We start from the raw sequence: 14,316 nt of genomic DNA on the forward strand, positions 1-14,316 counted from the left end.
CGACTAAACATCAACAACCAGCGAGGGGGTCAAAATTCGGCCGGAACAGAGGGGTCAACCTTCAGCCGGCGTTGACAGAGGCCCTGAACTCTGGCGCCGCTGGGCCGCACCGACTGGTCGCACTGCAAAATCTGGCGCAACTTGGCCGCTGGCCCATCCCCGACCTAGACGAAATGAGAGACGACGGACACCTAACGGAGGGGGTCTATGACCTGTTACACGCGCAAGCACTCGCCGCGTCGGGCCAGCCCGACGCGGCCCTGAGCCTGCTACGTGTCGGCCGGGATGGCAGCGTCCTCGTCGCCGAGGAGTACGCCAGGCAACTCGCCGCGGCAGGGCGCGTCGATGAGTGTGTCCGGGCGTGCGACCACGCGAGCCTCCGGTTCGGAGACCCGCGGCTGTCGCTCTACGCCCTCGAAGTGCTGACCGGTGCCGAACGCACGGACGAGGTGATTCTCCGGGTCAACATGCTTCTGGGCCGCGCCGACCTGCCCATCAGCCTTCGCCATCTCCTACGAGGCAAACTGACCGACATCTTCACCGAGCGCCGAGACTGGTTCTCCTGCGAACGGCTGGGACATGACGGATTGTCTGAAACGCGCCGCTTGCGAGCGCACTGGCACGAGAGCCAGCCGGGCGAGCTCAGGTTTCCCTCGTCAACGGCGGCGGACCTCGACGGAAACGAGCGAGACTACGCCTGGTCGATTGTGATCAGCCAATACAACCAAGGCAATGCTGAACGGGCATTCGAGACTCTGCAGACTTTCGACCCCGCGCCCCGCACCGTCCCTCAACTGCAGGCGTGGACCGACCTGCACCGCCTCCACGGCTGGACACCCGCCAGCGCCGAGCAAGCCCTCGCCATAGCGGAACACGACCGCACCCCGGGCGAGGTCGTGGGACGCCTCCTGTTCTCGCTCGTGCAGACATGCCGACCTTCGCCCAACATCACAGCGATGACCGGCGGCGACGTCGTAGCCACCGACCTGAGTGACCCTCTCCCCGTCCCGGTGTCCGAGGAGCTTCACCTTCGGCTGACACAAGCCTGGACCAGGTTCCTGAGCGAACATGACCCAGCCCGTGCTGTCCGCGTCGATGCCGACGTCAGCCAGATCCGTGCGAGACCTGGCGACCCGCTCGATCTGGTGACCGCGCTCCCACAACACGCCGCCGCCGTCCACGCCGGCCAAGCCGCGCTTGGCTCGCTGAGTCTGGCCACCGGCCTGCCGTATCTGCTGTCCCTCGCCGACGACCTCGCTGGCGTCGTTCCCGCAGTCGATCCCAGCGACGCGGTCACGGAAGCCGAGCTGAGCGTGGCGAAAAAGGCGATCGGTGGGACAGTCAGCATCGAGACCTCCGCCGTGTACCTGGCTGCCGCGGTCGCCCAGCTGTGGCCAACAGTGCGGGCCGCCTTCCTGAACTTCCGAATCGCCAAACCTGTGGCGTCGGACATCCTCCATAGCCACCTGGCCGCCAACAGCCGCGCCAGGGCGGCGCGAGACCCAGCCTCCTCCGAGACTGGCCGACTCTCGTCGGGAGAAATGTCGTCCGAGCAGAAGAGGTCCTCCGTCGTCCGCACAGCGGCAACTCAGAGAGCAGCACAGGACTGCCAGCTGACAGATGTCGCCACCCCGGTCGAAGACCTACCTGCCGCACCCGGCGCCATAACCATGCCCTGGGTGGCCGCCGTCCTCGTCGCGAAGCAAAACGGCATCCCGCTCTACAGCGACGACGTAGCCCTGAGAACCTGGGCCCGGTCGCAGGGCGTGCCAGCTTTCGGCACCCTCGCTCTGGTCGAGGCGCTCCTTGACGCCGGAACGGTGATTGACGTCGATCCCGTCGTCACCAAGCTCTTCCGCGGAAACGTCGTCGACCTGCCTTCGCCATGGCCGTTGGTTGTCCAAGCGCTCGAGTGTGACGGACCGATGTCGCCGCATGCGCGGCTCAACCTGACACGACCCGCTTTTTGGCAAGCGGCAGCTGCCGAGGAGGTTGGTCCGATGGTCCTTGAACTAACTCGGCTAGCCAGGGGCGACGCCGACGGACTCGGTGCCCTCGTCGCGGCGTGCGCAAAAGGGCTGACCGCAGCGCTGGAGCCCGTGGAACTCGTGCTCGGCAGCCTCGGCGCGACCGTGCTCGCCTACCTCAACGGCTCGTCGTCGTCATTGGGGGCGACCGTGGTTCGTGCCGTTCAGGACGTAGGTGCCCGCCTTGACATCGACCCCCTACCAGCGCTGAGGCAACGCTTCGTCGCGATTATGACCGATCCGGCAGGGCCATATGAGCTGCCACGGGAGGAGGCCCACCGAGCCTTTGACCAGATCCTGCACACCGCCTCGGGCACCGACATCGCTGAATGCGGGTGAAGTTAGTCGATAGACTGCATGGTGTCAGGACACCGCAGGATGCAAATCTAGAAACCCATCGACCAGGTCAAGTAGGCCATGGTCGGGCACGCTCTCGGCAAGGCGCGGCTAACCCAGACACTCGTGGTTGCGAAAACTGGAGGGCCTGTGTCGCCGTGTGGCCTGGGCTCCCAGTTCTGCCGAAGGCCCAGTCGTACAGGTGCCCGCTCAAGTCCGACCTGCTTATGCCCTGACCGGCCCGGGAGATCCACTTCCGCAGCCCAGCGGCCAAGGCCTAGAAGGCCTTTCGGTCTGACGAGCAGACAGTGGATGTCACAGTAAGACGTTGTCCGCAAGCACGAAGAGCGTGTTGATCAGGAGTTCTAGGTGCCCTGCTCACCCGTGCTCCTGTGCGTCGGTTACTGCTGGCCTAAAGATGCGGCTTCTTCCACGGTTGTTTCGGCAGTTCGGTCGGTCGGTGTCGTGATGAAGGGATGCTCGGAGAGCATCTTCTGGATCTTGAGGCGCCATCCGTCTTCAAGGTCGCCGACCTGTAGGAACATGTCGGCAACGACACTGAGGAACCGTCGTTCATCAGTGAGTGGAATGTCCGGAGCGGGATGCGGCCGGTGTTGCTCGACGGTGTGTGGTCCGGAAGGGACGAGGTCGAGCATGAGGTCGAGGGTGCAAGCGCGCACGCCCCGCTTGGCGTGGTCAGTCTCGTTTTCGCTGTGAACCATCTCGCAGCCCACGGCGCGTAGGCCGGCCGTCTGCAGCGCGCCGAAGACGGCGGCCCAGGCGCGTGGGCTGCGGTTGGCGTAACTGAAGATGAGATGTCCATCGGGACGGAGCGTCCGTCGGGCCTCCTTAAAGATGCGGCCTAGGAGCGCCTCATAGGCGCCGTCATCGACGAGTTGGCCAGTGGTGCTGTTGACCACGGCTTCGCCGGTGAGCGCCTCGTTGGTGAGCTTTTCGTTCGCGAGGCGGGCCCAAGCACGCAACGGGCCCGACAGCTCTGCGTACTGGACATCGTCGTGATACGGCGGATCGGTTAGGGCTAGGTGCACCGAGTTTGCCGGCAGGACCATCTGCTCACTGCTACCTTCGACAACCCGTACGTCCCACTCGTTCATAGCCGTGGCCGGTGCGCTGGTGGTGAGCGGCCCTTGGACGAGAAGTTCGCGGCCGGTCTTTTCCTGTAGCCATGTTGCGGACTTGACAAGCTGGTTGAGGCGCCGGAGGACGGTTCCCCGCCCGCGGCCGACGCCGCCCCAGACATTGGGCTCGACCGAAACGGTGGTGAGGTTGAAGCGATGGCCTGCCATCGATTCGAAGCTTTTGAGGTAGAACCGGTCCCATCGAGATAAATGTCCGGCCATCTCGGCGCTGCCGACGACGGCCAATTCTGCCGCACGCACGACAGAGGGATCTTGCGAGCAGCGACTGGCGAGGTCGAGTATCCGTTCGAGCATGTGCCGCTGCCGGTGTGGGTAAAGGTCCTGCCAACGTTGGAAGCCGTGGCGGGTGAGCACGCTTGTTTCTTGGCCGGGTGGAATTGGCCCCAAGTCGGCTGCCGGCTGCCAGGCGCTTGAGTCGGCCGTCTCGCGTTCAGCGGAGGTCGGGATGTCGACCTCACGGGCCGTACGGCTGGAACGGTCGACGAGCACGATCTCCCACTGCCAGGACTCGGCCCGATCGGCAAGGCGGTCCGTCCTGCCACATTCGCAGGTGATCATTCGCATCGGGGTGTAGGTGGCCGTTGGCTCGACGAGGACGCGGCAGGTCGGGCATCGTCGACGTTTGTCGGACATGGCTGAGAACAGATGGCCTCGTCGGCATGCCAACCAGGCCTGGGGGTTTCCGCTCTCCTTACGAGCACGTAGCGACACGAGCGCATGAGGGAACATGCGCGCGCGTTCTCCACAGTCGGTGCACTCGCCAGTTGCCACTCGGATCGTGTGGGAGACGACGCCCCTGGTGCCGTCGGTGAGTGTGGTGCCGTAGGCGGCTTCGACCTCAGTGTGGATCCACTGCTCGATCGTCGATGCCGCCTCCCGGAGCTTGTCGGGTGCGGGCAGGCCGAGCATGGCGGTGAGCCCAGCGGTTGGCCAGGGGTTGAGGTCCTGGGCGTACACCTGGTGACCTCGTGCGACGGCTGCGAGCGGGATCACGCCACCGCCGGCGAACATGTCAGCTACAAGCAGTCGACCGGGCATCATGGCGTTGAACGCGTCGATGACCGCTCCGTTGACGGCGCTAGTTCGCCGAGCCCACCATCGGTAGGTGCTGACCGGCGGAAGATGGATTTCCCGGTTGCGGCTTTCGGCTCGCGCTTCCGCACTGACCTTGAGGTAGTCGAGCCCGCCGAGTGGGCTGCGGAGCGGTTCATTCCGGGCGGACGACGGGGACGGCGTTGGCGGGTCGGTCGTTGGGGCCGTCATCGCGGTCATCGTTGTCCTAGGTTCGCTCACTTAACCGTGGGGGGCGTTCGTGTCACGTACGTGAGGGTGCGTGTCGTATAGCTGAACAACTGATCATGTTACGGCGTGGTTCGCGTGATTGGGAATCACCCATGCAGGATTTCGGTCTAGTCCGGTTCGTCCGGCTTGCGAAGCGGGAGGCCGCTGCGGAGACATTGAGCACTGAGCGTGATTCGACATGATGCCCAGCGGCCTCGCAGCTGGCCGCCGCCGAGTGACGGGTGTGGCGGGTCCGCAGGCAGGGCAGCGGCGAAATCGCTGTGAGTGAGCCATCCGGCGACCTGCATGACCGGCTCGCCGGTGGTGGGATCCTGTTCTCGGCGGGTAACCACCAGCGACCAACGAGGGTCGCGTTCGGCGACGGTGGCCTCATTTCGGCTAATGAAAAATTCAACCCAGCCCGCTGGTGCTGAGGTGGCCTTGACCTCGAGCCGGTGACGCTGACCGGTTGCATCGGGGCTGGCAATGTCGTAGCCCAAGGTGTCGTCGATCAGGCTGAGCTGGGCCACGTCGGGGAGCATGTGCTGCATTCCCGCGCTGCGCAGGTGGGTCCGGCATGCATCGAGTACCGTCTGCTCGCCTTCGTCCCCGAACTCCTGCAGCACCTGAAGATCAACCTTCCGGGCCGCAGCAAGTAACATGGCGTCGCGCTCGCGCTCGTCTTCGAAGGTAGAGGCAAGCGCCGTAGCAACGTCGTAGGGCACGAGCTCCCAACGGACCTCGTCGGTCGTCGCCATTTGTGCCAGCCACACCTCGCGCTGGTCGGTCAAAATCTTGAAGAGCAGCGCCTCCACGAACGTGTCCACCGGCAACCGGGACATGGCCAACAGATCGTCGGACGGGACGACGAGGTTTCGCTGAGTCGCGACCAGGCCCGCGTGGGCAAGCAGGCGTTCACCCTCGGTGAGGCTGCGGTGATCGTGTAGCGCCCCCGTCGCGAGACTCCGGTAGCTCCGGTCGAGCGCGTGCCGGGGCTCGCCATTTGGCTTGAGTAGCCGGGCGACGTAGAACGCCGCCTGAAGGTGACGATGACTGGGATGGATCGGTACCGGCTCGGACAGCACAGCTGCTCACTGTTCCTGGCCGGTGATATGGGCAAGCAGCGCGGCCATATCCGCATCGGTCTCGATCGGCGGTCCGTAGTCTTCGTCGTCGGGCAGCGACATCCTTACCAGCTCCTTGTCGTCCAAGGCGCGGGCAAGGTTGGTGGCCTTGTCCCGGATCCGGGTATCGACGACCTGATCGACGGTGTCCTCCGTGATCATGAAAAGCAGTGTCGTGCGCTGGCCGGGATCCATGCCGAGTCGATGGATGCGGTCGATGCTCTGCAGGTAGTGGCCGGCGTTGAAGGTCCTGTCGAAGTAGATCGCGTCATGGCAGTCGTGGTGCAAGCTGACGCCCTCGCTCATCGCCGCTGGATTGGCCAGCAGCACTTTGCAATCGTCGTCAGTCCGGAAGCGCCGCAGCTCGGCCTCCCGGGTGACCGCTGCAGTCGGCGCACTTGTGACGGACGGAACCCCACCATGGATCATGGCGGGCTGGTAATCGGCCAGCCACCGTCTCAGGCCCTCCAGATTCGAGACAAAGTTTGACCACACCAAAGTCTTGCGAGGGCCGGTCGGATCAGCGGCGTTCTGAGCGACGATTTCGCGGAGACGGGTGAACTTGGGGGGTGTCTCGTAGCGCCCGTAGCCGACGATCATTTCCCACAGACGGCTTCCGGGTTCGACGGGCAACGGTGGGTGGGCGAACTCGCCAGGCAGGTCACGGGATCCGACCGCGAGCAGCTGAGGGTTGCTCGCCGCCTCGAGCAGGTACATGACAATCGTGCCCATGCGGGCCAGCTCGACGCGGTCGTTCATTGACACTCGCAGCATGCCAGCGTAGCGGTCGCGAAGACCTGAGTAAATCTCGCGCTGCAGACCGCTCAGCGGAACCACGACCCGGCGCAGAGTGGGAGGCGGCAGCTCCAATTCCCTCTTCGTGGTCCGCACGAAGAGCGGCTGAATTGCCCGATTGATGGCGTGAAGCGCTTCTGGCTGAGGATTGGTCGTCAGCGCCTCAGGCGGAATGATCCGTCGGGACTGTCCAGGCCACAGAAATTCGTACAAGGCGACGAAGTCCTGTGCCGACTGTGGGGCGGGCGTACCCGTCAGTATGTCCCGTCGAGAGGCGGAGAACGCAAGATCGAGGCAGGCGGTGCCATGCTGGCCGACGCGGCCGGCCTTCATCCGGTGTGCCTCGTCGAGCAGCACCATGGTTCGGCCTTTGCGGACCCACTTGGTGAGCTCGCTGAGGTTCGCCGCCAGGCGGTGATAGTTGACCAGCAGGATCTCGGCTCCCTGGCTGCCCGGCGTACCGAATACCTTGACGTGCGGTGCCGTGCCCGGCTTGAAGCACGCCTCGACCTCGGTCTGCCACGCGTCGAACGCCGAAAGCGGCGCAACTACCAGGAGCTGGTCGATTTTCTCGGCATGGTGCTCGGCCTCATAGACCGCGTATGCCACGCTCGTCTTGCCGGCACCGGGTACGGAGAAGTTCGCGCCGTGCGCCAGACTGAGCAGTTTGGCCGCGTCGCGAAGTTGGAACGGCTTGAGCCGCCTGGCGAAGCGGCTGCCGTCTAGCTGGTGCTGCACCTCTTGGGTGGTCACCGGTGCGCTTTGCTGGTGGCGTGCACGCTCGAGCTGTTTGCGTTCACGCTTGATGGTGGTGATGATCGCTATTGCGTCAGGCGCCCAAGCGATGTCCACGTTGTAGCGGTTGCAGGCAGGACCCAGCCAGCCAATGTTTTCGCGAAAGCGTTCGAGTGGCACCCGGACTGACCGTGCCGGGTCGCCCTCGTAGCCCCACTCGACACGCAGCTGGCCCCAGAACACATCTGGGACGGCACCGACCTTCTGCGCGAGAACCACGTTCGCCGCCGGGTCGAAGTCGAGCGAGATGGCCGGGCCGTCGGTCACAGTCGATTCTCCGCAGCGGCGAACCCGCGTTCTGCCAGGTAGTGCAGCAGTTCGTCGTGCGAGCGCAAGTAGGCTTCGAGCGCCTGTTCCAGCGCTGCCGGTTCCGGCTGGTCGCCGTCATCCTCAAGCTCCGTGTATGCCCGTCGTACTCGATCGCACGCGGCACCAGCAGCGTTCAGCTGCCGCCGCGGGACGTCTAGGGCGTCCTGGCCCTGATCATCCTGCGCCTTGCTGTCTGCCGCCGTTTGCATAGCAGTCTTGACCGCGTCGAAGAACGTATTCTTGGGCAAGATCGTGGTGCCCTCGTCGATCGGGACCTCAACCTCGGCGTCCCAGTCGTTGTCATCGTCGACCTTGCCGTGACGGACGAGCACGTCGAACAGCGGCTGAAGAGTGACCTCGCCGGGTTGATCGACAGGCAGGTCCTCGTCGAGGTCGTCGAGAATGGAAAGGCCACCCAGGTCCGCGTGGGGAGCCACCTGTTGTCCGATTGTCAGAGCCTTCGCAGCGGGCCGCAAATTCGGCTGTTCTTCGAACGCCTGGAGCACATAACTGTCCAAATACGACTCGTCAATGTGCCGTACCCTGCGGTAATCCATGCCCGCTAAGAGGCCGACTAGCTTCGCCTGCTTGACACGCCGCGCGGCATCAGGGCCCTTGCGCGTAACCATCCTCCGATAGGATTCATCAATTTCAATCAAATTCTGGCGGTCGTCATCAAAATCCGGCCAGCGAAGCGCTCCACTGCTGGCGGCGATCAGTTCCTCAATGATCTGCCGAAGTCGGTCTTCGGCCTCCACCTCATCGGCGGCTGCACGGCGGTCCTTTGGCGATGCGGGATCATAGTGCGGCTTCATCTGCACGCCGATCTCGTCCGGTTTGAGACCAGAGTCCAGCAGGTCTTTGATGAAGATCAACTGATTGGTGAACGAGTACGGCTGCTGGTAGTTCCGCCGCATCTGGAAGTTGAACTCCAGCTGCATGATGTCAGTGCTGTCGGCATTATTCGGCAGCACTTGGACCTTGATAAATGCAAAGGCTCTTTCGTGCGGGAACTCCTCATGCAGGTCCCGCAAGGTGACCGCTCTGGTGTTGGCGTTGATCAGCACACCTTCGTGCGTAATGAGCCCTGGCTCGCGCTGCTTCTCGTGGCGAATCATGGCCTTGACTTCGCCATACCCGCTGGTCTCCCGAATCAGGTCGGCCAGCAGCCGCTGCGCCTCCTCGCTATGCGGGTTGGTATCGATGATGGTGCCGCCGGCCCCGAGGCTCTCGACTTGGGCGCGCACGCGGTGCGTACGGTGGTTCAGCAAGACATCACCTACGGGAACCCTGACCACCGGTAGCATCACGTTTTCGCCGCGCCACTCGAACGGCCTACGCTCGTCCTGGTCGGTGACTGCCGCCTGGGCCGCAGCGATGACCTCGCGCCTGGCGTACTGCGTCAGCGAGTTCATGAGCGGACCTCCAAAGGATCATCAACCAGCCCGGCGGGCTGTGCCGCGCCATTCTGCCCGGTCGGTGCGACACCGCCACCCTGCGCGACCATCGCGCTGAGCGCATCCGCCAACTCAGCGACCGTCCGCTCCGTATAGATCCGTCCATTAAACGGACGAACAAGCTCGGCCGTGGTGTTCCGTTCGGCCCAACCCGGACCCACCAGAACCACGCTGCAAGCGATGCCCAGGCGCGCCGGAAGCGTGCCGAGCCTGGCCCCGCTCTTCCTAGCTGTTCCCCCGTCCCGTGCAACCGAGACGGCAACCGCGTGCGTCAGCGCCGGCGAATGCACCAACACGGCAAGTTGCCCGCCCTCATTACGGCCGTCCTCCGCGGCGGTAGCCGGGTTGGCCCCTACACGCGTCAACAGCTCTCGTGACGCCGCGTTCATCGCAAGCCGGTAGAACGGCACCGACCGCTCGTCAAGCAGTTCGCACAGGGAAGTCGTCACCGCAGCTTGAACCTTCTTGCCCGTGCTGCTCCTGTGGGAGACCCACGCGCTGCCCACCGCTCTTTGGGTCAGCAGAAGCTCATACGGGACGCCGTGAACCCGCATCTGCTCGACCAATGCCCATCCGCGCCGCCGTCCAGGCTCGTTGTCATCGATGTCGGGCAGCAGATGTTCAACCGGCCGGGCCGGGTGAGCAGCCGGACTGCTTGCCGTCACTCGGCCGGTGATGACCGCGTCAATGACGTCGAACACTGCCTTCAACTGGTCGTTTTTCCACCGTCCACGTAGGTCAGTGGGTACCGACGCATCCTGAACTCTCGCGCGCAAATCCCGGTAGGACAGGCCCGCTGCCGCGCAGAGCGCCGTCACGACGTTGCGGTCATCATGCTGGGCCGAGATGACCGCGGCCAGAGTCACGCTCGTCAGAGTTCGAGTGGCGGTCCTGGCGGCCAGCGCGTCAAGGGCAGCCCGATACTGCGCCGGACGCAACACTTCATCGAGCGCCAGGAGCTCCTGGCTCGGATCCAGCCCCGAAACCACCTCGGCCCGGCAGACCTGCCGAATCACCCGGCCTGCCAGTCCTCGAACATCTGCCGTCGGCGCCTGATCCTCAATCGAAAGCAACGAGGCCAGCAGGGTGGGCAAGTCGATCGGCCGGGACACCGCGCGCTCCTCGCCGAGCCACGCCAGCGCGTCCTTGGTCGACGTTCTCCGGGTGACTACCTTGACGTACGCCTCGGCGTCTTGCAGCTCCAACCTAGATCCTTTCGAACACTCGAGACGATCAGCAGGCACCCGCCCCCGCGCGCGCACTGTTCGCTGACGCGGGGACGACGATCCGCAAGCGGCCCGGATGCCGATTGTGCCGTACGACGAGTGAATACGTCTCACCCCGAAGGGCAGGCGGTTGGCACCAGCACCAGCGGTCCGCTCCTGTATCGGCACTTGAAGCCATCCATCGTCCCTGCGGTCAACCAGGTTCGTCGCACCGTGCCGCCGGCCGATCCTTCTCGTTCACGTCGCGGTCAGCGTTGGGATGACCCTCGGCGCCTCGATGGCGAACGAACCGCTACGTCGACGGCGCGTCGACATCCTTCATGGCTGCGGCGCGGCGCCCGGCTCTGGCGACGCGTACTTGTAGGAGGCCGACCCGAGGGATCCGTGTTCACGTGTGTGTGCAGATCGGCGTCGGCCCAACTCGAATCACTCATTCTTGCCGCGTCTCTGACGCTAGGTGCCGTATCCTCATGAGTTGCCCTCAGCTCGGGAAGGAATGTTCAGCATGTCCATAAGACCCCTCGAAGAACTTCAGTGCGCCGATGAGCGCACCCTCCGATTCCTTCCTGGCGGCCCGGGTTGGACTGAATCATCCGCCCTTATGCCAACGCGCCCAAAGCGAGGTCGGCTACTACCGCCTTAGCTCACACTGAACCAACTCGGACGGTCATTCTCGTGGTGGACGAGTTCGCCACCAGCGGCTCTCGGCATTTCACAACGTAGATGCCGCTCGGACCACGCAACCACTTGCGTCGGTCGCGCTCGGGCGAGGGGCTTGTCGAGGCTACGAAGGTCCAGGGCGCGTGACACCCAGCGCGTGACGGTAGAGATCGGGGACACGCAGTATCCGTCTTCCGGAGGATTCTTCCCTCCGTGCCAGCAGCCCTACTTCGACAGCTGTATCGACGAGTTCGGCTTCAAGTGCCAGGTCGGCCTCGGGAATGGGTGTACGGCCATATCTGCGCAAGGCTGCGATGACGGGGTCAAGTTCCTCGCCGAACTCCTCCCGTAACGCCTCGACCGCCATGTCGCTAACTACGGGCAGGCTCCGGACTAGCAGACGTGGCCGGATCACCGAGCGCTCGTACTGGCTGCGGCGGTATTCCTGCCTCTCCCCATTAAGCGCCTCGTTGAAGAGTTGGATAAGGGTGCGCGGGGAGTGGTCGCCATTGGCGTCGGCTAGACGCTTCCAAACCCAGTTCCAAGTGAATGCTGTCTGTTCGCCCTTCATGCGCTCGCCGATAAGTGTGTTCCATGCATACTCGACGTCCTGGGCGGACCATTCGCTGATCTCGCGATCCGGAAGGTTTGGCGCGTTCAAGCGAGCGACGCGTTCGAAGCTGGGTACAGCCATGGCCTGTTTAACCACGACCTTGTAGTAGTCAGTGCTACTTTCCCACCGTAGTCGCAGTGAGGAAGCGTAGAAGTGGCTCTTGTTGTTGAATCTCAGGGCATCCCAGATGTCTTGACGGATCATGATCTTAAAGGGGAGATTGGCGAGTTGGTGGCCAACCTCTGCCTGTACGGACAGAAGCGCTGAAAGTGATTCGCTGCGTCGATGGCGGGCCTTTGAGTCGTTCCCGAATGCCGTGTCGAATCCGTCAAACAGGAGCGGGCGCTGACCATCGATGGCCGAGCTGGCTCGCTGCAACCAATCCTCGGCGAGCAGGCCGCAGCGGGGCTGACCTAGGGTGGCCTCCAGTCTGGATATGATCTGCAGTACGGACAGATCAGGTCCGACCGCAGAGAAGCCGTCTGGCAGTGGCGGTGTTCGCGCCCCCGACCGGGAGAGTGAGGCATGCACCACAAGCGTTAGATGTACCAGCCAGAATGTCGACCAAGTCAGATCTCGCGCACGAAGTACCCTTTCCAGGTCGCCGTAGGCGGCCTCGCTTAGCGACCAGGCGGGCCGAGACGGGTACTTGTTGGGCGCAGCGACGATGATGGCTTCGCTTCCAGGTCGTTCTGCAAGCCATCGAAAGAGTGCCGTCTTTCCGGTGCCCTTGCGCCCAATGACGAGCGGAACCGATGCAGAAGCCGCCTCGGCGACATGTTCAGTGACGACGTAGTCGTCGAGCAGCGAGTTCTGTTGCTCGGCCGTATCCGCCTCGAATGAAAGGTCGGCTAGGACGCCACGTTTGGACGGCTCAGACTGGCCCATCGAGGGCTTCGCCCGCTCGGGGACAAGCTGTATGACCCAGTCCGCCACCGGTTGATAGGGAACGAGCGCGGCAGGGTCCGGGGCCACAACGTCGCGGAATCCAACCTCGGCGTTGTAGCCGACAATATGGACTGCAGCCTCAGAGGACAGCCCATCCCGCCCACGCGCCACGGTGAGAGGCTGCAACCAACTCTCAACCCATCCGATAGCGCGTTGGGCCAACACCTCGCTGCTTGGACCGGGAGGCATAGGGCTGACCACGAAACGGGGTTCAGGCGTGAGAGCTTGTGCACCATGGCGCTTCGTCTTGGTGGAAAGCATCGCCTGCGTCAGGAGCTCGGTGCCCCTCTTCGCCTGCGCCTGAGGATGGAAGAAGATGATGGCAAGATCGCTTACGTCGAAGAGCAGCGGACCCGCGATCGGGCTTAGCCCCGTACGGGAGTCGATGAGAATCGCGTCCGGCCGGAGCGGAGAGGCTTGAAGCATCTCGATTAGGCGGTGCAAAGGATTGCGCTGCTCCCGGTACCAAATCTCCACGTCCAGCGCAGAGAGTCGTTGGGCGTAGGCCGCGCTAAGGTGCCCCGCTGGCATGCAAAAGAGTCGGTTGTCCTCATCTACAGGAAGGACGTGGCTCAATATGTCGATGTTGTCGTCGTACTCGAGGTCGTTGAGTGCGGCGAGCACACCCTGGTCTTCACCTATCTGCTCTTCAATCCCGAAGAGAATGCCCAGCCCCGGTGCTTCGAGATCCATATCGACGGTGACGACTCGGAGCCGGTGTATCGTCGTCAGGAGTCGCGCCACCGACGCCAATGCGGTGCTGCGGCCAACCCCGCCACGCAAGCTGTAGAAGGTGACGATGGGCGCGACCGCTAGGCCCTCATCAAGGTCACTGGCAAAGACGACCGATGAGAGGTCCGTCTTTGTCCGCTCCAGCGCGGTACCCCATACGGGTGGCAACTCGGCCTGTTCACGAAAAACGGGTCCGAACCAAGGCTCCTCGGCGGGAGTCAACAGTTCGATAGTGTGCAGCTGCGATACCAACTCGGGTATGTCGTCGCCGAGGGCGACCTCCTTGCGCTGGGCGATGGATTCTCCATCGAAGCCCGAATCTACGACTCGGGCGAGCAGACCACCACGGTCGGCGCTGACCGTGATCGTCGCGTCTGGCAGCCGCGCTTCGATATGCGTGCGGAGACGCACCACGAGGTCCTCCGCCTCGGAGCCTCGAGAACCGTGTGTGCTCATTGTCTGCCCTTCCGTGCGCCGCGCCGGCTCTTCCGCGAGTTTTCGCTTCGAATCCGCGAAGTGATGCGAGCGGCCAGGTCCTTCGCGCCCAACATGAGGTTCTGCGCGTCATGCTCTACCGGAAGAGCCGTTTCGTATCGCAGGTTCGTGGACCACGCGGTGAGGAACGTAACCCCGTGGCCGCGCGCCGGTTGGTTCGGGAACGCGCTCGCCCAGAGGCCGCGCAGGTTGTGGCCGTCCGGGCCACTGCTCGGAAAAGGTACTCCGCGAAGGTGTAGCAGGTACTTCAACAGGCACTCAATGTTGTACCCCTGAAGGTATACGGCCCCAAGATGGTGTCCGCTTCGCCAGAGAATGTCGGATTCTCTGGCGCGAGTGATCGCCACACTCTGCATGG

Annotated in this window: 7 protein-coding genes; 1 reads left to right on the forward strand and 6 read right to left on the reverse strand. The window is 63.7% G+C overall.

The genetic code is table 11. The annotated features are described in order from the left end of the window. Window positions 1-173 precede the first annotated feature (173 nt). Window positions 174-2,366 (forward strand): PIN domain-containing protein, encoded by a 2,193-nt coding sequence (locus ACLQ29_RS31435; RefSeq protein ID WP_425775002.1) that lies wholly within the window; start codon window positions 174-176, stop codon window positions 2,364-2,366. A 398-nt stretch (window positions 2,367-2,764) separates the two neighbouring features. Here the strand turns inward: ACLQ29_RS31435 and ACLQ29_RS31440 are convergent, their stop codons facing one another. The 6 genes from ACLQ29_RS31440 to ACLQ29_RS31465 all read right to left on the reverse strand — a co-directional run bounded on the left by ACLQ29_RS31440 (window position 2,765) and on the right by ACLQ29_RS31465 (window position 13,877). Next, on the reverse strand, window positions 2,765-4,795 hold the full coding sequence (locus tag ACLQ29_RS31440) for a hypothetical protein (RefSeq protein WP_425775003.1): 2,031 nt from the start codon (window positions 4,793-4,795) through the stop codon (window positions 2,765-2,767). A gap of 137 nt (window positions 4,796-4,932) precedes the next feature. Continuing rightward, a complete protein-coding gene (locus ACLQ29_RS31445; RefSeq protein WP_425775004.1) occupies window positions 4,933-5,889 on the reverse strand; it encodes a DUF3883 domain-containing protein in 957 nt (318 codons plus the stop codon). A gap of 6 nt (window positions 5,890-5,895) precedes the next feature. Next, window positions 5,896-7,785, reverse strand: a complete 1,890-nt coding sequence (locus ACLQ29_RS31450; protein ID WP_425775005.1) for a DEAD/DEAH box helicase — start codon at window positions 7,783-7,785, stop codon at window positions 5,896-5,898. Next, window positions 7,782-9,242, reverse strand: coding sequence for a hypothetical protein (locus ACLQ29_RS31455; protein ID WP_425775006.1), 1,461 nt, complete (start codon window positions 9,240-9,242; stop codon window positions 7,782-7,784). The genes ACLQ29_RS31450 and ACLQ29_RS31455 overlap by 4 nt, the downstream gene beginning before the upstream one ends. Continuing rightward, window positions 9,239-10,489, reverse strand: coding sequence for a hypothetical protein (locus tag ACLQ29_RS31460; RefSeq protein WP_425775007.1), 1,251 nt, complete (start codon window positions 10,487-10,489; stop codon window positions 9,239-9,241). Before ACLQ29_RS31460 ends, ACLQ29_RS31455 begins: the two co-directional genes overlap by 4 nt. An 805-nt stretch (window positions 10,490-11,294) precedes the next feature. Beyond that, window positions 11,295-13,877, reverse strand: a complete 2,583-nt coding sequence (locus ACLQ29_RS31465) for a P-loop ATPase, Sll1717 family (RefSeq protein WP_425775008.1) — start codon at window positions 13,875-13,877, stop codon at window positions 11,295-11,297. Window positions 13,878-14,316 lie beyond the last annotated feature (439 nt).

Source organism: Micromonospora sp. DT228, from assembly GCF_049841595.1.
Taxonomy (GTDB): Bacteria; Actinomycetota; Actinomycetes; order Mycobacteriales; family Micromonosporaceae; genus Micromonospora.